Source organism: Herbidospora yilanensis, assembly GCF_001570565.1.
Lineage (GTDB): Bacteria > Actinomycetota > Actinomycetes > Streptosporangiales > Streptosporangiaceae > Herbidospora > Herbidospora yilanensis.
Map to the genome: position 1 here is coordinate 97,325 of NZ_BBXE01000030.1, position 17,944 is coordinate 115,268.

Annotated in this window: 17 protein-coding genes; 11 read left to right on the forward strand and 6 right to left on the reverse strand. The window is 69.9% G+C overall.

The genetic code is table 11. The annotated features are described in order from the left end of the window. Positions 1-49 precede the first annotated feature (49 nt). Both AW273_RS24185 and AW273_RS24190 read right to left on the reverse strand, forming a co-directional pair. On the reverse strand, positions 50-877 hold the full coding sequence (locus AW273_RS24185) for a class I SAM-dependent methyltransferase (RefSeq protein ID WP_062352283.1): 828 nt from the start codon (positions 875-877) through the stop codon (positions 50-52). Between the two features lie 32 nt (positions 878-909). Continuing rightward, entirely contained in the window at positions 910-1,836 is a 927-nt protein-coding gene (locus AW273_RS24190) for an NAD(P)/FAD-dependent oxidoreductase (protein WP_062352285.1), read from the reverse strand. A 67-nt stretch (positions 1,837-1,903) separates the two neighbouring features. Here AW273_RS24190 and AW273_RS24195 point away from each other — a divergent pair, with 67 nt between their 5' ends. Then, positions 1,904-2,524, forward strand: a complete 621-nt coding sequence (locus AW273_RS24195; protein ID WP_062352287.1) for a helix-turn-helix domain-containing protein — start codon at positions 1,904-1,906, stop codon at positions 2,522-2,524. Here the strand turns inward: AW273_RS24195 and AW273_RS24200 are convergent. Beyond that, positions 2,499-3,002, reverse strand: a complete 504-nt coding sequence (locus AW273_RS24200; protein ID WP_198168327.1) for a MarR family winged helix-turn-helix transcriptional regulator — start codon at positions 3,000-3,002, stop codon at positions 2,499-2,501. The two genes, AW273_RS24195 and AW273_RS24200, sit on opposite strands and share 26 nt — an antisense overlap. Between AW273_RS24200 and AW273_RS24205 the strand changes: the two genes are divergently transcribed. Then, complete coding sequence (locus AW273_RS24205) at positions 2,947-3,675, forward strand: serine hydrolase domain-containing protein (RefSeq protein WP_232327570.1); 729 nt, start codon at positions 2,947-2,949, stop codon at positions 3,673-3,675. The genes AW273_RS24200 and AW273_RS24205 overlap by 56 nt on opposite strands. Here the strand turns inward: AW273_RS24205 and AW273_RS24210 are convergent. Next, on the reverse strand, positions 3,663-6,110 hold the full coding sequence (locus tag AW273_RS24210) for a GH116 family glycosyl hydrolase (RefSeq protein ID WP_062352292.1): 2,448 nt from the start codon (positions 6,108-6,110) through the stop codon (positions 3,663-3,665). The two genes, AW273_RS24205 and AW273_RS24210, sit on opposite strands and share 13 nt — an antisense overlap. Before the next feature lie 102 nt (positions 6,111-6,212). On the opposite strand from AW273_RS24210, the gene AW273_RS24215 reads away from it, so the two are divergent. The 8 genes from AW273_RS24215 to AW273_RS24250 all read left to right on the forward strand — a co-directional run bounded on the left by AW273_RS24215 (position 6,213) and on the right by AW273_RS24250 (position 15,202). Next, the gene (locus AW273_RS24215; RefSeq protein ID WP_062352295.1) at positions 6,213-7,193 is read left to right on the forward strand and encodes a LacI family DNA-binding transcriptional regulator; all 981 of its coding nucleotides are present in this window, start codon (positions 6,213-6,215) and stop codon (positions 7,191-7,193) included. 189 nt (positions 7,194-7,382) lie between these two features. Next, positions 7,383-8,702, forward strand: a complete 1,320-nt coding sequence (locus AW273_RS24220; protein ID WP_062352298.1) for an ABC transporter substrate-binding protein — start codon at positions 7,383-7,385, stop codon at positions 8,700-8,702. Between the two features lie 56 nt (positions 8,703-8,758). Beyond that, positions 8,759-9,658, forward strand: coding sequence for a carbohydrate ABC transporter permease (locus tag AW273_RS24225; protein WP_062352301.1), 900 nt, complete (start codon positions 8,759-8,761; stop codon positions 9,656-9,658). Beyond that, positions 9,655-10,500, forward strand: a complete 846-nt coding sequence (locus tag AW273_RS24230; protein ID WP_062352304.1) for a carbohydrate ABC transporter permease — start codon at positions 9,655-9,657, stop codon at positions 10,498-10,500. Before AW273_RS24225 ends, AW273_RS24230 begins: the two co-directional genes overlap by 4 nt. 52 nt (positions 10,501-10,552) lie before the next feature. Then, entirely contained in the window at positions 10,553-11,149 is a 597-nt protein-coding gene (locus AW273_RS38060; protein WP_062352307.1) for a hypothetical protein, read from the forward strand. Further along, complete coding sequence (locus AW273_RS24240) at positions 11,131-12,108, forward strand: LacI family DNA-binding transcriptional regulator (RefSeq protein ID WP_198168329.1); 978 nt, start codon at positions 11,131-11,133, stop codon at positions 12,106-12,108. The genes AW273_RS38060 and AW273_RS24240 overlap by 19 nt, the downstream gene beginning before the upstream one ends. Beyond that, positions 12,105-13,568, forward strand: coding sequence for an FGGY-family carbohydrate kinase (locus AW273_RS24245; RefSeq protein WP_062352310.1), 1,464 nt, complete (start codon positions 12,105-12,107; stop codon positions 13,566-13,568). The genes AW273_RS24240 and AW273_RS24245 overlap by 4 nt, the downstream gene beginning before the upstream one ends. Next, the gene (locus AW273_RS24250) at positions 13,565-15,202 is read left to right on the forward strand and encodes a hypothetical protein (RefSeq protein ID WP_062352313.1); all 1,638 of its coding nucleotides are present in this window, start codon (positions 13,565-13,567) and stop codon (positions 15,200-15,202) included. The genes AW273_RS24245 and AW273_RS24250 overlap by 4 nt, the downstream gene beginning before the upstream one ends. 65 nt (positions 15,203-15,267) lie before the next feature. Here the strand turns inward: AW273_RS24250 and AW273_RS24255 are convergent, their stop codons facing one another. Next, a complete protein-coding gene (locus tag AW273_RS24255) occupies positions 15,268-15,786 on the reverse strand; it encodes a hypothetical protein (protein ID WP_157556086.1) in 519 nt (172 codons plus the stop codon). A 44-nt stretch (positions 15,787-15,830) separates the two neighbouring features. Continuing rightward, complete coding sequence (locus AW273_RS24260; RefSeq protein ID WP_062352325.1) at positions 15,831-16,154, reverse strand: hypothetical protein; 324 nt, start codon at positions 16,152-16,154, stop codon at positions 15,831-15,833. Positions 16,155-16,524: 370 nt separating this feature from the next. On the opposite strand from AW273_RS24260, the gene AW273_RS24265 reads away from it, so the two are divergent. Continuing rightward, positions 16,525-17,943, forward strand: coding sequence for a family 2B encapsulin nanocompartment shell protein (locus AW273_RS24265; protein WP_062352328.1), 1,419 nt, complete (start codon positions 16,525-16,527; stop codon positions 17,941-17,943). Position 17,944: the final 1 nt, after the last annotated feature.

Genomic DNA, 17,944 nt, shown 5'->3' on the forward strand with positions numbered 1-17,944 from the left:
CTGACGCCATGGCGCGGCGACCCCGGCGAGGGCTTGCGCCACGGCAACGTCAGGTGGTGGCGGGGGCGATCCTCACAGCCGCCATCACGCGGTCGTCGAGGACTCGTTCCGTGCCGTCGAAAGCGGCGACCACCCGCGAGCTCGCCACGAGCGGGATGGCACGCCACTCGGCCGGATCGAGCACGGCCAGGATGTCGAAGTGGTCGACGACCAGCAGCGTGCCACCCGGCCGGACAGCCGCGGCCAACTGGGGGACGACGTCCTCCAGAGCGTGGACGTAGTTGGTGCAGACCAGGTCGTAGCCTTCGGCGGGGGCGGTCCAGGCGGTGAGGTCGGCCTGCTGCCAGGTGATCCTTCCCGCGACGTCGGGACCTTCCTCCGCCGCGAGGGCGCGGGCGTGGTCGAGGGCCACCGAGGAGATGTCGAGCGCCGTCACCTCCCATCCCCGGCGGGCCAGCCAGATGGCCTCGGCGCCCGGCCCGCATCCGGCGTCGAGAACCCGGCCCGGGGTGAGCGTCTCGGCGACGTCGAGCAGGTAGGGGTTGGGCGCGTGGCGCAGGGCGGCGGGGTCGGAGGTCCGGTACTTGTCCTCCCAGAACTCCCGGTCGAACACCTCGTCATGGTCGGGATGCGCACCATGCCCGTGCCCATGGCCGACCCCGTGGGCGTGGCCGATGTCGTCATCGTGGTCCTGCTGCTCGCCATGTTCCTGGTGCTGCTCGTGGTGCTGCTCGTGGTGCTGCTCCTGGCCGTGCCCGTGGCTGTGTTCCTGGCCGTGTTCCTGGCCGTGTTCCTGGTCGTGCGTGCGGCCGGCCCCGTGGCCAGGCGCGCGGCTGTGCTCGTGGTCCGTTCCGTCGTGGTGTTCCGTTGTGCTCATGTTCGCCTCGGGTCGGTGTGTGTCCGGATTTTTCATGCCGTCGCCGCCAGTACCGCCTGTCGCGTCTCCTCCGCGATCAGGTCGCCGTTGATGCGGGCGCCTGCCAGCGCCCCCGCCGCCGCCGACGCCCCCACCTGGGCCATCAGGTCGGTGGCGTTGCCCGCCACCCACACGCCGGGCACCTCGGTCTGGCCGTCGGGGGCGGCCGGGATGTGCTCGCCGAAGCCTCCGGGGTGCGGCACGGGCGTGAGGCCGAGCGGTTCCAGGAAGCCCAGCCGGGCCTTCAGCCGGGTCCCGACCACCACGGCGTCGCGCGGCACGACCGTGCCGTCCTTCAGGCGGACGCCGGTGATCCGGTCGTCGGTGATCTCCAGCCCTCCGACCTCGCCGAGCACGACCGGGATGCCCCGGGCGCTCAGCTCCACCGCCTGCTCCTCCGTGGGAGGCTCGGCGGTGAAGAGCGTCACGTCATCGCTGAGCTGGCTGAACATCATCGCCTGGTGGATGCCCATGGGGCTGGTGGCCAGCACGCCGATCGCGCGGTCCCGGATCTCCCACCCGTGGCAGTAGGGGCAGTGCACGGCGTCCCGGCCCCACCGCTCCCGCAGGCCGTCGATCTCGGGCAGCACGTCGGTCAGGCCGGTGGTGACCAGCAGGCGGCGCGCGCCGACCTGCCGCCCGTCGGCCAGGGTCACCGTGAACCCGGGTGCCACGCCGACGACCGTGCCGGTGGTGATGTGGCCTCCGTACCGCCCGACTTCGGCTCTTCCTCTGGCCAGGAGTTCGCTCGGCGGCGTGCCGTCGAGGGCGAACAGCCCGTGCACCGCCTCGGCGGGCGCGTTGCGCGGTTGCCCGGCGTCGATGACCAGGACCGATCGGCGGGAGCGGGCCAGCATGAGGGCCCCGTTGAGCCCGGCCGGGCCGCCGCCGACCACAACGACGTCGTAGGTTTCTCTCATGCCGCCACTGTGCGGGACGGTACGGCGGATGCGCAAACTTGTTTGCCGATATGGCAAACTCGTAGCCATGACGGACGACATCGGCCAGGCCCTCGACGCGGTCGGCCCCCGGCTGCGGGCGCTGCGCAAGGAGCGGGAGACCACCCTGGCGGCGCTCGCGGAGGCGACCGGGATCTCGGTCAGCACCCTGTCGCGCCTGGAATCGGGCGCGCGGCGGCCCACGCTCGAACAACTGCTGCCGCTGGCCCGCGCCCACGGGGTCACGCTCGACGAACTCGTCGACGCCCCGGCGACCGGCGACCCCCGAGTCCATCTGCGCCCGACGTTCCGCAACGGCCTGACCATGTTGCCGCTGACCAGGCGGGCGGGTGGAATCCAGGCGTACAAGATCATTCTGGCCCCTGGCGACCGCAGCTCCGAACCCGAGCTGAAGACGCACGAAGGGTACGAATGGCTCTACATCCTCAACGGGCGGATGCGCGTCATCCTCGGCGAACACGACGTGATCATGGAGCCGGGCGAGGCGGCGGAGTTCGACACGCGGGTGCCCCACTGGTTCGGGGTCGCCGGTGACGAACCGGTCGAGTTCCTGAGCCTGTTCGGCACCCAGGGCGAGCGTATGCACCTGCGGGCACGACCGAAGAAGGCCCGGGAAGCGGACCTCAGGGGCGCAGGCGCCGGGCCATGAGGTCGCGCAGAGCGCCCGTCCGGTCCGACAGCGTGTCCAGCGCGTCGAGGAACGGCTCCGGCTCGGGAAGCCCGGCGAGCAGTTCCTCGGTCACCGACCGGCGAGCCGTGCGCCCCGCCTCGATGGCCTCGTGCCCGCGTTGGGTCAGTTCGATCGCGCGGACCCGCTGGTCCTCGCCTGACACCTTCCGGGTGACATATCCGATCCGCTCCATCTCGGCCGCGACCTTGGACGCCCCCTGCGGCGTCATCCCCAGCAGCCCGGCCAGGTCGGTGATCCGGACCGGGCCCGTCAAGAGGTGCTGGAAGACGTAACCGTGCACCGAGCGCACCTCCGGATGTCCCGCCTCGGCCATCAGGGCCCGGACCCGTTCGTCGCAGGCGAACTGCACCGTCGCCGACCTGCTCTCCCACCGTGCGGGCCTGCCGGCGATCCGCCGCGAGCTCCCCGACGGGTCGTTGTTCGACTGGTCCGTCATGACGCGGGCACTGGCCGCCGAACACCCGTGGTGGCCGCCGGGGGAGCGGCACGGTTACCACGCCGTCACGTTCGGCTGGCTGGTCGGTGAGGTGCTGCGGCGGGCCACGGGGCGGACCGTCAGGGAGCTCGTACAGGATCTCGGCATTGCCGGGCTCAGCGTCGGGCTGATCGGAAACGGGCCGGTCAGGGATGTGCTGCCGCCCGAGCCGCACGGGCCGCTGCCGCGGATGCCGGCGACCGGGCTCACCGTGAAGGCGTTCGCGAACCCGGCCGAGCAGCTCACCCCTGGGCTGCCCAACACCGCCAGGTGGCGGGCGGCGGAGATCCCGGCCGCCAACGTGCACGCCCACGCACGCGCCCTCGCCACGCTCTATGGCGAGCTGCTGACCTGGCCGAAGCTGGCCGAGATGATCGAACCCCGGAGCGCGGGGCACGACGAGGTGCTCGGCTCGGAGACCCGGTTCGGGCTGGGATTCATGCTCGCCAACCCGACCCGGCCCTTCTCCCCGAACCCGCGCGCCTTCGGCCACAGCGGGTCCGGGGGAGCGCTGGCCTTCGCCGACCCCGACGAGGGCTTCGCGTTCGCCTTCACCCCGAGCCGCACGCTCCTGACCCCGGCCGGGCCCGATCCGCGCTGGCCCGCGCTCGTCGAGCCGCTCTATCGGCGTTGATCCGCCGTGCCGAGCACGTCGATCGACGCCTCCCCGTCCGGAGAGGCGTTCAGCACCCCCCACGCCGTCCCCGCGACCACCGGGAACCGGCCCGGCCGCGCGGCCGTGACCTGCCCGGTCGCGGGGTCGTGCCGGAAGCCCGTGTAGGCGTCGAGCAGCGACCATCCGGCCATCGCGCGCACGTAGTGGTCGCCGCACTCGATCTCGTTGAACGGGTTGCGCCGCGTCCCGTCGTACCGTTCGCGCAGGCCGTCGAGGATGCGGAACGCCTCGTCGGTCAGGCCTTCGTACAGGCAGCTCGCCGCGACCTGATACTCCACGCCGGTCCAGACCTCGTCGCAGTAGCGCAGGGGCACGGTGGGGCGGCCGCCGTGCGGCCACGTGCACACGACCAGTCCCGTCTCGGTTCCGTCGGCGAACGAGCGGTAGCCGTGGGGCTCGAAACCGGTCCGCAGGTTGTAGCGGACGATCGACGACAGAGCGGTCCTGACCCGGTCGGCGGGCAGGATGTAGCCCAGGTCGAGCTGGTGCGCCCACCATTGGCCGAGGAGCTGGTCGGACAGGCAGCCCCGGCCGAAGTCGTGCTCCTCGCCGGTGTCGGGCTGGCCGTAGTACTCGCCCGTCCACAACAACTCGTCGTAACCGTCCCGCCCGAGCGTGAACAGTTTCGCGAAACCGGCGGCCCGCTCGGGTTCCACGAGCCGGGCCATCTCCTCCATCGCCCGCAGCGCCGCCAGCCAGAGCCCGCCGACGAACATGTTCGGGCCGTGCAGGCTGATGTCGTAGGTGCAGGGCTGGTCGCCGCGCAGGATGCCGGTTCCGTCCGGATCCCAGGTGCGGGTGACGTGCTCCATCAGCCGCCGCAGCGCGGGCCACTGCTCGCGGAGCCAGCCGAGGCCCGATCCGTCCAGAACCGATCTGTACGTCTTGAGCACCGCCCCCAGCATCCCGTCGAGCGCCGGCCGGACCGGCCCCCCGATGGCGACGTCGTGGTATTGCGGCAGGTAGAGCGGCAACGCGACCCGATGCGGGATCGATCCGTCGGGGGCCTGGACCGCGAACTCGGTCTCCCGCATGTCCCGCCCGAGCGACGGGAACAGCCGGGCCAGCGCCTGCTCGTAGTTGAAGACGTGGTTGCAGTTCAGCGGGCACGACCCGCCCACGTCCCCGTTCCAGTTCCGGGTGGACGCCCCCAGCGCCCCTTCGAACCCGTAGGCCCGCCCGTCGGCGGTCCGGAACAACGAGGGCGAGCGCACCAGCGTGCCCTGTGCCGAGATCACGTCCTTCAGGACCTCCGGGAGATCGCTGTCGGCGACCGCCGAGGCCCACGCCCGGGACGCCGCGTCGAGGTGGTCGCGGTCGGCCAGGTAGGCGTCGAGCACGTCGACCGCGCCCCCGAACCGGGTCGCGTAGTGGTTGCCCACCCAGAACCGGCTCCCGGCATAGGACGGGGTCGGACCGAAGCGGTCGAAGTCGGCGAACCGGTTGGGGAACCACCAGGCGTGCACGAAATCGATCGTCGCGGTCTCGCCCGGCGCCAGCGCGAAGGCGGCGGCCACGGCGGCGTCCCAGGTGAAACCGGCCGGGCTGGGCCCCGCGGGCGCTCGCAGGGGAGAGGCCCCGTCGGCCAGCGCGGCCCGCAGCGCGGCGTCGGAGAAGTCGCCCAGTTGCACCGGCGTCACCAGCTTGACCGTCTCGGCGAACCGCAGCAGCGCCTCGGCGCCGACCGCCCGGGGGAAGGCGACGGCCGGGGCGTCGGTCCACAACAACATCTCGCCATAGCCCTCGTCGGTCTCGCCGAGCGATGGGTTGTCCATCAGCACGCCGGTCTGGCCGGGCCGTCTGAGCAGCCGGTTCACGTTCCCGCCGTAGCCGGCGCCGCGGGTGCCGTCGATGGGGGTGACCCCGTCCCAGCCGACCGCGTTCTGCAGGGTGCCGAGCAGGAAGCCGTGCCGGAACTCGGCGCTCGTGTTGGTCACCGTGAACCGGTAGCGCACCAGCGGCAACGAGCTCGCGTCGGCGTCGAGCGGCACGAACGGGGTGAACGCCGACATCGACACCGCCACCGGCAGCGCGTCGTCGAGGTAGGCGACCTCGGCGAAGGGGTAGGCGGCCTGGAACTCGGTCGCCGCCACGGTCGGCCACGACGGGAGTCGTCCCAGGTCGGGCACCTCGGCGTCGGACACGTTGGGCGCCGGGTCGGGGCCGGGCGGCACCGGGTCGGCGCGCAGCAGGCGCACCACGTCGTCCGGCGGCTCGGTCGAGGAGACCCGCAGCGCGAAGAAGCTGTCGGGCAGGAAGCCCCGATGGTTGGGCACCCCGCCGAGTTGCCACTGCCGCAACGCCCCGTCGCCGGCCAGCGCCACGTGTCCGGTGCCGAAGCCGCCGAGAGGGAACGCGACCGCGCGCCGGGCCTCCCCGGAGTACCGCTTCACGGCCCCCGCCTTTCCAGGTTGGATTTCACAGGTCTTGAAATCGATTTCAGGCACGCTAGACGAGCTCATCAGGGGTGTCAAGCGCGGGTATGGTGTGGCGCTATGGCGACGATTTACGAGGTTGCGGCGCTCGCCGGGGTCTCTCCCGCGACGGTTTCCCGGGTTTTCAACGGCAACACCGTCTCCGAGGAGAAGCAGCGCCTCGTCCGCGACGCCGCCCAGCAACTCGGCTTCACCCCCAACAAGACCGCCCGCCGGTTGCGCAAGCAGAGCTCCGAGATCATCTGCCTGCTCGTCCCCGACATCGAGAACCCGTTCTTCACCGCCCTGGCCCGCGGCGTCGAAGACCGCGCCCAGGAGTCGGGGTTCTCCGTCGTGCTCTGCAACACCGACGACGACCCGGCCAAAGAGCTGCGCTACCTGCAGATCGCCGCCTCCGAGCACATGGCCGGCGTGATCCTCTCGCCCGCCTCCGACGAGGTCGACCTGGGCGCCATCGCCTCCCTCGGCCGGCCCGTCGTGGCCGTCGACCGCACCACGCCCTACCCGGTCGACGCGGTGAAGATCGACAACCGGGCGGCCGGCATCGCCGCCACGACCGCCCTGGTGGACGCCGGTTTCCGGCGCATCGCCTGCATCGCGGGCCCGGCCGGGATCGAGGAGACCGAAGACCGTTACCTGGGCTGGAAGCAGGTCGTCACCGCCCGCAAGACGCTCGTCCGCGACGGTTTCCTGCAGCACGCCAACTTCCGCGTCGACGGCGGCCGGGCCGCGATGAACACGCTGCTCGGGCTGGTCCAGCCGCCCGACGCCGTGGTCACGACCAACAACCTGATGGCCATCGGCGCACTTCAGGCCCTCCATGAGGCCGGCATCGACCCCGAGGACTTCGGCGTCGCCGTGCTCGGCGAGCTGCCCTACCTGCTGCCGCCGCCGTCCAGCGTCGTGCAGGTCCGGCTTCCGGCCCGCCACCTGGGGCGAACGGCCGCGTCCATGCTGCTGGAGCGCATCGGCGGCGACACCCAGCCGCTCCGCACGGTCGTGCTGCGGGCGGAGATCGCCCGGCCGCCGTTACCGCTGTAATCGATACCATCCCGTTACTTGCCTGATCAGGGGCTTCATGAGGTACGTTTCGCGGAGTGCTTGACGAAATCGATTTCTTGCACTTTCATGTGGCGCACACCACACCTGCCGTATGGGAGCGAGCGGCGGACGGCCGCAGGCCGGCTGTGGCTCGCGTGAATCTGCCCCAAAGAAGAAGGACGCAGGCCTATGAACATCCCCCGCCGCAAGGTCGCGCTGGCCTGCGCGACCGCCGCCCTGGCGGCGACGGCTCTTGCGGGTTGCGGAAGCGACTCGGAAACGACGTCGACCGGTGCAAAAGCCCTGGAAGTCGTCTACTGGAACTACGGCCCGGCCGCCGAGAGCGGCAACAAGGCCACCGCCGACGCCTTCACGAAGACCCACCCCGACGTCAAGGTCACCCTCACCCCCGTGACCGGGGAGAACTGGGGAACCTACTACGCGAACGTCGCCACGCTGATCGCCTCGGGCAAGAAGCCCGACCTCATGGTGATCTCCGGTGAGGGCGCCCAGTTCGTCCACAGCAACAACCTCGTGAAACCCATCAACGAATACCTGGAGAAGGACGCCGGGGCCAAGGCCATCACCGACGACATCGCCCAGGGCCTCATCGACGGCTTCACCGTCAAGGGCGACGTGCTCACCCTCAGCTACGGCTGGAACGACATGGTCGTCTACTACAACACCGACGTGTTCGAGAAGGCCGGCGTCGAACCCCCCAAGGCCGACTGGACCTGGGACGACTTCAAGGCCGTCGCCAAGAAGCTGAGCGCCGACACCAACGGCGACGGCACCAACGACCAATACGGCTTCACCTGGGCCAGCAACGAGATCTTCCCCGGCATCATGCCGTGGGTCGCCAACGCCGGCGGCAACCTGACCAGCGACGACGTGTGCCAGGCCACCGCCGACTCAGCCCAGGTCAGCAAGGCCGTGACGTTCCTCGACGACCTCATCAAGGAGGGCGTCGCCCCGGCTCCCATGCCGATGAGCGACGTCTTCACCCGCTTCCAGAACGGGCAGATCGCCATGTTCGGCGCGGGCCGGTGGCCGATCGCCACCTTCCTGCCCGCCGGGTTCAAGAGCTTCGACATCCAGCTCTACCCGAAGGGCGACACGTACAAGACCGTCTTCGGCGGCGCCGGATACCCGATCCTGAAGTCGTCGCAGAACCCCGACCTGGCCTGGGAATACCAGAAGTTCACGGTCAGCGACGAGATCGAGAAGGGCTACGTCGGCACCCCCGACAAGCCCGGCGACTCCATCCCGTCACGGCGCTCGGTGGCCCACACGATCTCCCAGGTCGGCGTGCCGCCCGCCAACAGCGACCTCTACTACGACAGCATCGACAAGTTCGAGACCCTCGTGCCCTACCCGGCCCCGGCCAAGTACAGCACGTTCGAGTCGACCGTCCTGCGCCACCTGCAGCAGATCTTCGCCGGCGAGACCACGGTCCCCGACGGCCTGAAGGCCATGCAGGGTGAGCTGACGGGCATCGTCACCTGCTGAGCGACCGGGTCCGGCCCCTGAACCCGGACCCGGTTCCCCTCCCAAGGCGGACCATTTTGACCACCAAACCAACAGCGACCCGGCCCCGGGGAGACGGGGCCGCGGCGCTGGCCTTCCTCACCCCGTCGATCCTCACGTTCCTCGTGTTCGTGCTGGCTCCGACGGTCGGCGTCCTGATCCTGAGCTTCTTCGACTGGAACCTGCTCAGCGACGGCACCTTCGCCGGGCTGGACAACTTCCAGCGCCTGTTCACCGACGAGCGGCTGCTCGGGGTCTACGGGTCGACGACCTACATGGCCCTGGTGATCCTGGCCGTCAACGTCGTGCTCGGGCTGCTGCTCGCGGTGCTGCTGGAGACCGGGATGCCCCGCTGGATCAGGGCGTTCTTCCGGCTCTCGTTCCTGTTCCCGTTCGTCGTGTCGGCCTCGGCGGTCGCGCTGATCTGGCGGTTCCTGCTCAACAAGGACCTCGGCCTGGTCAACTACCTGCTCGGGCTGACCGGCCTCGACCGGATCGACTGGCTCGGCAGCTCCACCTGGGCGCCGATCTCGGTGATCATGGTCAACTCGTGGAAGACGATCGGGTTCTCGATCCTCGTCTACATCGCGGGCCTGCAATCGATCCCGAAGCAGCTCCGCGAGGCCGCGATCGTCGACGGCGCGGGCGCCTGGACGAGATTCTGGCGCATCACCTTCCCGCTGCTCTCGCCGACCATCTTCTTCCTCGTCGTGATCAACACCATCAACTCCTTCCAGATCTTCGCCGAACCTCGGGTGCTGACCCAGGGCGGCCCGGGTGACTCCAGCCGCACGATCGTCGAATACCTCTACGACCGCGCCTTCGGCGACTTCGACCTCGGCTACGCCTCCGCGATCGGCATCACGTTCGCGCTGGTCCTGGTCGTGCTGACCGCCATCCAGTTCTGGTTCTCGCGCAGATGGACCCACTACCAATGACCAGCCGACTGACCGTTGGGCACGTCGCCGCGCGCGTCCTGACGTTCGTGATCCTCGTGGTCGCGGCCGTCGCCATCACCGCGCCCTTCCTGTGGATCTTCCGGGGAGCCCTCTCGGGCTCCGACGCGGAGCTCTACCGCCTCCCGCCGACCTTCCACGCCGAGAACCTGACACTCGGCAACTTCGGCAAGGTGACCGAGCAGGTGCCGTACTTCCGGTTCTTCCTGAACTCGATCATCGTGTCGGGAACCGTGACGATCGCGCAGCTCATCACCTGTTCCACCGCCGCCTACGCGTTCGCCCGGCTGCGGTTCCGGGGCAAGGGCGTGCTGTTCGCCGTGGTGATCGGGTCGCTGATGATCCCGATCCAGGTGACGATCGTGCCGCTGTTCCTGGTCATGTCGAAGATCGGCATGACGAACTCGTTGTGGGCGCTGATCTTCCCCGGCATCTTCTCCGCGTTCGGCATCTTCCTGCTGCGCCAGCACTTCATGGCGCTGCCCTACGAACTCGAAGAGGCCGCCAAGATCGACGGCGCCTCGCGGTTCCACACGTTCGCGCGGGTCATCATCCCGCTGTCGGGGCCGTCGATCGCGACCCTGGGCATCCTGTGTTTCACGTACTGGTGGAACGACCTGCTGCTCCCGCTGGTCATGATCTCCGACACGGAGAAGCAGACGCTCCCCGTCGGGCTCGTGCTGCTGGCCGGGCGCTTCTCGACCGGTTCGCTCGGCACGATCGCGGCCGGCATCGCGATGGCGATCGTGCCGGTCCTGATCGTCTTCATCGCGGCCCAGCGCTACATCGTCCAGTCGATCGCGTCGAGCGGACTGAAGCTCTGATGTCCACCTTCCCGAACTCCATCGGTTTCGATCTAGACGGGCTGAGGCTCTGATGATCGCGTTTCTGAAACCCGCGTTTCTGCTCTTCTGGCGCGAGCTGCCCCGGGCGATCGTGGCCGGACTGTTCTTCCTGGCCACGCTGGTGCCGCTGATCACCTCGTGGATGGTCGACGCCCCTGCGTGGATGACCGCACTGGCCACCCTGCCGCCCTCGCTCGCCCTCACCTCCGTCGCGAGGTTCTGCGCCCTCGTCGCTCGTGGTGAGGCGCCGCGCCTCGCCGAGTTGCGGCGATGTGATCCGGTTCTCGCGCTGTTCGTCGCCGGATGCGCGGTGCTGACCGGTGTCACCGTGGTCGCGGGCGCGCTGGCGATGGTCGTGCTGCCGTACGCCCTCGCCTACGGCGCCCTGCGCGGGAAACCGGGGCTGGCGGCGTTGCGGGGCGGCGCGATCCTGGTCGCGTTCAAGCCCCTCTGGGCGCTCACGATCGTGGCCCTCCACTGGCTGGGCGGGTTCGCCGCCGCCGCGTCCACCGGCGTCCTCGCGGTGGTCGTCGTGCCGTTGCTGCTGGTCGTGACGGCCACGCAGACGATCGGCCTGCTCGACGAGATCGACACCCTCCAGGGCCGGACGTGGCCGGCCCGAAGGTGACGATCTACCAGGTGGCCGCCCATGCCGGGGTGTCGGCGGCCACCGTGAGCCGGGTCATCAACGGCGCCCGCGTCTCGCCCGAGACCGAACGCAAGGTCCGGGCGGCGATGGCGGAACTGAACTTCACCCCCAGCCGGGCCGCGCGCCGCCTGCGCGGACAGTATTCCGAGGTCATCGCCCTGATCATTCCCGACGTCGAGAACCCGTTCTTCACCGCGCTGGCACGCGGCGTGGAGAACCGGGCCCGCGCCGGGGGCTACTCGGTCGTGTTGTGCAACACCGACGACGATCCCGGCCGCGAGCAGACGTACATGGACATCGCCCTCGCCGAGCACATGGCCGGAGTCTTGATCGCGCCCGCAGACGGGGCCAGTGACGTGCAGAAACTCATCGAGCACGGCGTTCCGGTGGTGGCCGTCGACCGCAGCCTGCACCGCCCCGACGTGGACGCGGTCACCGTCGACAACCGGGCCGGCGGCCGCGTCGCGGCCGAGGCGCTGCTGGCGGCCGGGTTCTCCCGGGTCGCCTGCATCACCGGTCCGCAGTCGGTCGAGACGGCGCAACTCCGGATGGAGGGCTGGCGGCAGGCCACCTCCTGGTCCGGCGACCGGCTGCTCCGCTACGCCGACTACCGCGTCGACGGCGGCCGGGCCGCCATGCGTGACCTGCTGTCGCTGCACGAGCCGCCGGACGCCGTGGTGGTCGCCAACAACCTGATGGCCGCCGGAGCACTCGACGTCCTGCGCGAACGCGGGCTCGAACCGCCCCGGTTCGGCCTGGCCGTATTCGGTGATCTTCCTTTCACGTCGCTCGAACGCGAGGGCGTGCGGGTCGTCGACCTGCCCGCCCGCAACCTCGGCGAAGCCGCGGCGGCCCTGCTGCTGGCCCGCATCGCCGGCGACGACGGACCCGCGCGCACGGTCATCCTGCGCGACACGAACACCCGGGAGAGATTGTGACGTTGTTCTTCGGCGTCGACATCGGCACCTCGTCGAGCAAAGGCGTCCTGGTCGACGGTTCGGGAACCGTTCTCGCCTCCTCTGTACGAGAACACCGGGTCACCCGCCCCCACCCCGGCCACGTGGAGATGGACGGCCAGATCTGGTGGGCCGAATTCGTCTCCCTGGCCGAGGAACTGACCACCGGCCGTGAGATCACCGCGGTCGGCGTGAGCGGCATGGGCCCCTGCGCCCTGCTGACCGACGCCGACGGCGCCCCGCTGCGCCCCGCGATCCTCTACGGCGTCGACACCCGCGCGTCCGGGGAGATCAGCGCACTCAACGAGCAGTTGGGCGGCCCCCCGGCCATCCTGGAACGGTGCGGCTCGGTGTTGTCGTCCCAGGCGGTCGGCCCGAAACTGCGCTGGGTCGCCGACCACGAACCGGACGTCTGGGCCCGCGCCCGGCGCCTGTTCATGCCCGCGTCGTGGCTGCTCCACCGGCTGACCGGCGAATACACCCTCGACCACCACTCGGCCAGCCAGTGCACCCCGATGTACGACGGGACCGGCTGGGACCCCGAATGGGCCCCGCTCGTCGCCCCCGGCCTCGACCTGCCCCGCCTGCGCTGGTCCGACGAGATCGCCGGGACGGTGAAATCGAATCTGGCGGGCATTTCCGCCGGAACCCCCGTGATCACCGGCTCGATCGACGCCTGGACCGAAGCCGTCAGCGTGGACGCCTGCAACCCCGGCGACCTCATGCTGATGTACGGCACCACGATGTTCCTCATCGCCACCGTCGACCGGCCGCTGCGCACCCCCTCGATGTGGGGCACGGTCGGCGCGTACGCCGGCTCCCACAACCTGGCCGGTGGGATGGCCACCTCCGGCGCGATCACCTCGTGGCTGAGCGACCTGACCGGAACCGGTTACCCGGCGCTGCTGGCCGAGGCGGAGGCCGCCGGACCCGGCGCGCACGGCCTGCTGATGTTGCCCTACTTCGCGGGGGAGCGCACCCCCGTCCAGGATCCCGACGCCCGCGGCGTCATCGCGGGCCTCACCCTCAGCCACACCCGGGGCGACCTCTACCGCGCCGCCCTTGAGGCGACCGCGCTCGGTGTCCGGCACAACGTCGAGGCGCTGCGAGCCGCCGGCGCCGACGTCGCGCGGGTGATCGCCGTCGGCGGCGGCGTCCAGGGCGGCCTGTGGACCCGCATCGTCAGCGACGTCACCGGCCTGCCGCAGGTCATCCCGACCACCACCATCGGCGCCTCCTACGGCGCCGCCCACCTGGCGGCCCGCGCGACCACCGGCGCCGCCATCACCGACTGGAACCCCCCGGCCGCGACCGTCGCCCCCGTGCCGGACCCGGCCTACGACGAGCTCTACACCCTCTACCGCGACCTCTATCCCGCCACCCGCGAGGTCTCCCACGTCCTCGCGGCCCGGGAACGCCGCCTTTCCACCGGAGGAGCATGATGTACACCTTCCCCTCGGCGCCGGAACGCCCCGCCGCCCCGCCGAAGACCGCCTACCTGATCGCCAGCGGCGACCTGCGCCTGTCGGCCAACCTGGCGGGCTGGCCCACCCAGGTCCAGATGGAAGCCGACGTGACCGCCGCCTTCGCCGAACTCGGCTGGACGGTCGTGCGCGCCAACGACGTCGACCCGGCGACCGGGCACGGCTTCATCTCCAGCCAGCGGATGGGCCTGGAGGTCTTCAAGACCATCCCGCCGGACGCCCCGCTGATCGTCGCCGAGGCGGTCTGGCAGTACAGCCACCACGTGCTGGCCGGGCTCCGCACCCACCGCGGCCCCATCCTCACGGTCGCCAACTTCGAAGGCACCTGGCCGGGCCTGGTCGGCCTGCTCGGCCTGAACTCCGGCATGACGAAGATGGGAGTGGCGTACTCGACGATCTGGAGCGTCGACTTCCAGGACGACTGGTTCAAGGCGGGCATCAAGAGCTGGGTGGAGACCGGGACGATCTCCCACGACGCCTCCCACGTCCACGACCTGCCGAAACTGGCCGAAAGCGCGGAACGCGACCTCGGCGTCGCCCTGGCCCGGCAGCTCCTCACCGACAAGGCGATCATCGGCGTCTTCGACGAGGGCTGCATGGGCATGTACAACGCGATCATCGACGACGAACTGCTGAACCCGATCGGCGTCTACAAGGAACGCCTGTCACAGAGCGCGTTGTGGGCCGAGATGCTGCGCACCTCCGACGAGGAGGCCGACGCCGTCGGCGAGTGGCTCCGCGCCCAGGGCATGACCTTCAAACTGGGCACCGACGAGGCGACCGAGCTCACCGAGGCGCAGCTCAGATGGCAGTACAAGATGTACGTCGCCGCGCTCCGCATCAGCGACGACTACGGCCTGGACGCCGTCGGCATCCAGTACCAGCAGGGCCTCAAAGACCTCTCACCCGCCTCCGACCTGGCCGAAGGCCTGCTGAACAACGCCGCCCGCCCACCCGTGACCTCCCGCGACGGCGCCCGCGTGTTGTGGGAGAACGCCCCGCTCCCGCACTTCAACGAGGCCGACGAAGGCGTCGCCGTGGACGCGCTGGTCACCAACCGCATCTGGACCGCCATGGGCCTCGACCCGGCCACGACCCTGCACGACGTGCGCTGGGGCGAGGAGTACGAGGGGCAGTTCGTGTGGGTCTTCGAGATCTCCGGCTCGGTCCCGCCGTCGCACTTCGAGAACGGCTACGCGGACGCGGTCGGCTGGCGGCAGGACCCGGTCTACTTCCCGCTGGGCGGCTCGACCATCAAGGGCGTCTGCAAGCCGGGCGAGATCGTGTGGAGCCGCGTCTTCATCCAGGACGGCCGGCTCCACCTCGACCTGGGCCGCGCCTCGGCGATCTCCCTGCCGGCGGAGGAGACGGAACGACGGTCGAACGCGACGACCCCGGCATGGCCGATCATGCACGCGGTCTTCCACGGGGTCAGCCGCGACCAGTTCATGGCCCGGCACAAGGCGAACCACCTGAACGTGGCGTACGCACCTGACGGGGAGACGGCGGACAAGGCGCTGGTGGCCAAGGCGGCGCTGTTCGAAGAGCTCGGGGTGAAGGTGCACATCTGCGGGGACGCGAACCTGGCATAGCCCCTGACCGGCGAGGGAGGCCCTGGCGGACCCCGGTCAGGGCCTTTCACGCATGCGCGGGAGGATCAGGCGCTGCGCTGCATGAAGGCGACGAGCAGTTCACGGATCTCCGTCTGCCCGGCCATCAACTGCTTCTGCCCGTCCTGCAGGCCGGCGATGTCACCCCGCATCTCGGTGATATCGCCACGGATTTCCGTTATGTCGCCGCGTAGCTCGGTGATGTCGCCGCGGATTTCCGTTATGTCGCCGCGTAGCTCGGTGATGTCGCCACGGATTTCGGTGATGTCGCCGCGTAGTTGGGTGATGTCGCCGCGCATTTCCTCCATTTTGTTCTCGAGCCGGATCTGTCCGAGGCACAGGTTCGCTGTGTCCTCTCTGATCTCGGCGATGTCGGCCTTGACGACGGTCATGTCGTTCTGCAGGACGGCGACTCGGCCGTCCAGAACCTTGACGTCGTCGCGGAGTGCTATGACATCCCTGCGCGTGTCGATGACGCGGTCGCGAACCACACCGATGTCGTAGCGGATGTCGGGGATGTTGGTCTCGAACCAGGCCATCCGGTCATCGGTGGAGCGTTCGGGCATGGTGCTCATGGTAGTGACTGGCTCCATCAGAGGTCGGTGCTGGTCTATTCGCGATCTGTGTTGTCGCGTCCGGCGCCGAGGCGGCGGACGAGATCGGCCAGCAGGTCACGGATCTCGGTCTGGCCCGTCTTGAGTTCGGAGATCTGCTCTCGGATCATGCTGATGCCGCCCCGCGCGACGGCCATGTCGTCACGCCGGATGAGGCCCACGGTCAGGTCGATGCCCCTCATGGCGCGTTCGATCTCTCCCTGACCCGACCTGAGGATGCTGATGTCGTCCTTGATTATGGACGTGTCGCCCCGCATGCCGGTGAGCTGGGCGGAGAAGTCGGATTCGGGTGCGGTCACCTGCTGGTCGCTGCGTGTCATGCCGGGAACTTTACCTCACCCATGGATACATAGGTGCAGTGGTCGTCTGTATTGGAGTAGAGATCTGGTGTGCTCAGATCGGAACTGCCCGATCGGCAGCCCCCGTACCTTCATCGCCCGGCTGTCTCGGGGCACGGCCAACGTCCGGCGGCAGCAGGGCTCGCCGTCGGTCGTGTGCGTGAGGCGGATCGTCCGGCGGGCAGGCAGGCCCGGACGCGTTCCGCGGAGCCGGTCGACCGCTGGGTCGTGATCGGCATTCTGGCGCACGCAAGCGGCAAAGGCTTGCCCATGTGCCCGAGCCCACCGCCCTCGTTTCGTCAACGTGATCCACGTCGGAGGGGGCCCGCCCCTCCCGCGTGAAGGGCGTCCGATGACCACCGAGATCAACGCCGGACTCACCGCCGCCGCTGCCGCCGAGCACGCCTCCAGCCTCGGCACCGCGGCCGCCCGCAACCTCGCCACCACCACCAAGTCCGTCCCGCAGATGCAGGGCATCTCCTCCCGCTGGCTGCTGAAGGTGCTGCCGTGGGTGGAGGTGGCGGGCGGCACCTATCGGGTCAACCGCAGGTTGTCGTACACGATCGGCGACGGCCGCATCCAGTGCCTGAAGACGGGGGCGCGGGTGCAGGTCATCCCGCAGGAGCTCGGGGAGCTTCCGCTGCTGCGAGGGTACGGCGACGGTGAGGTGCTGGCCGCGCTGGCGAGCCGGTTCACGCAGGCCGAGTACGCCCCCGGCGACATGATCGTGTCTCCGGAGCAGGAGGTCGACCGGTTCCACATCCTGGCCCACGGCAAGGTCGACCGGCTCGGCGCCGGGAAGTACGGCCACGCCGTGTCGCTGGGCGTGTTGTCCGACGGGGCCTACTTCGGGGAGCAGGCCCTCATCGACGACCACGGCGTCTGGGAGTTCGGGTTCCGCGCGGTCACCCCGTGTGTGCTGTTGTCGTTGACGAAGGAGGCGTTCGCCGAGGTCGCCGACCGGGCGGCGGGGCTGCGGGCGCATCTGGACGCGCGGCTGCACGCCGACACGCCGCACACCGACGCCGACGGCGAGGCCGCGATCGAGTTGTCGTCGGGGCACTCCGGCGAGCCGGCCCTCCCGCACACCTACGTCGCCTACGAGACGCATCCGCGCGAGTACGAGCTGTCGGTCGCGCAGACCGTCCTGCGGGTGCACTCCCGGGTGGCCGACCTCTACAACGAGCCGATGAACCAGGTGGAGCAGCAGCTCCGCCTGACCGTCGAGGCGCTCCGGGAACGGCAGGAGCACGAGATCGTCAACAACCGCGACTTCGGGCTGCTGCACAACGCCGACCACGGCCACCGGATCTCCACCCGGTCGGGGCCGCCCACCCCGGACGACCTCGACGACCTGCTCGCCGTCGTCTGGAAGGAGCCGACGGTCTTCCTGGCCCACCCGCACGCCATCGCCGCGTTCGGCCGCGAGTGCTCCAAGCTGGGCCTCTATCCGAACACGGTGAACATCCTGGGACGTGAGGTGCCGGCCTGGCGCGGTGTGCCGATCCTCACCTGCAACAAGATCCCGATCAGCGACACGGGGATCTCGTCGATGTTGCTGATGCGCTGCGGCGAGGAGGTCCAGGGGGTCGTGGGGCTGCACCAGACGGGGTTGCCGGACGAGTACGAGCCCGGCCTCAACGTGCGGTTCATGGGCGTCAACGAGCAGGCGATCATCTCCTACCTGGTGAGCGCCTACTACAGCGCCGCCGTGCTGGTGCCCGACGCGCTGGGCGTGCTGGAGAACGTCGAACTCGGGCACCGGGACTAAG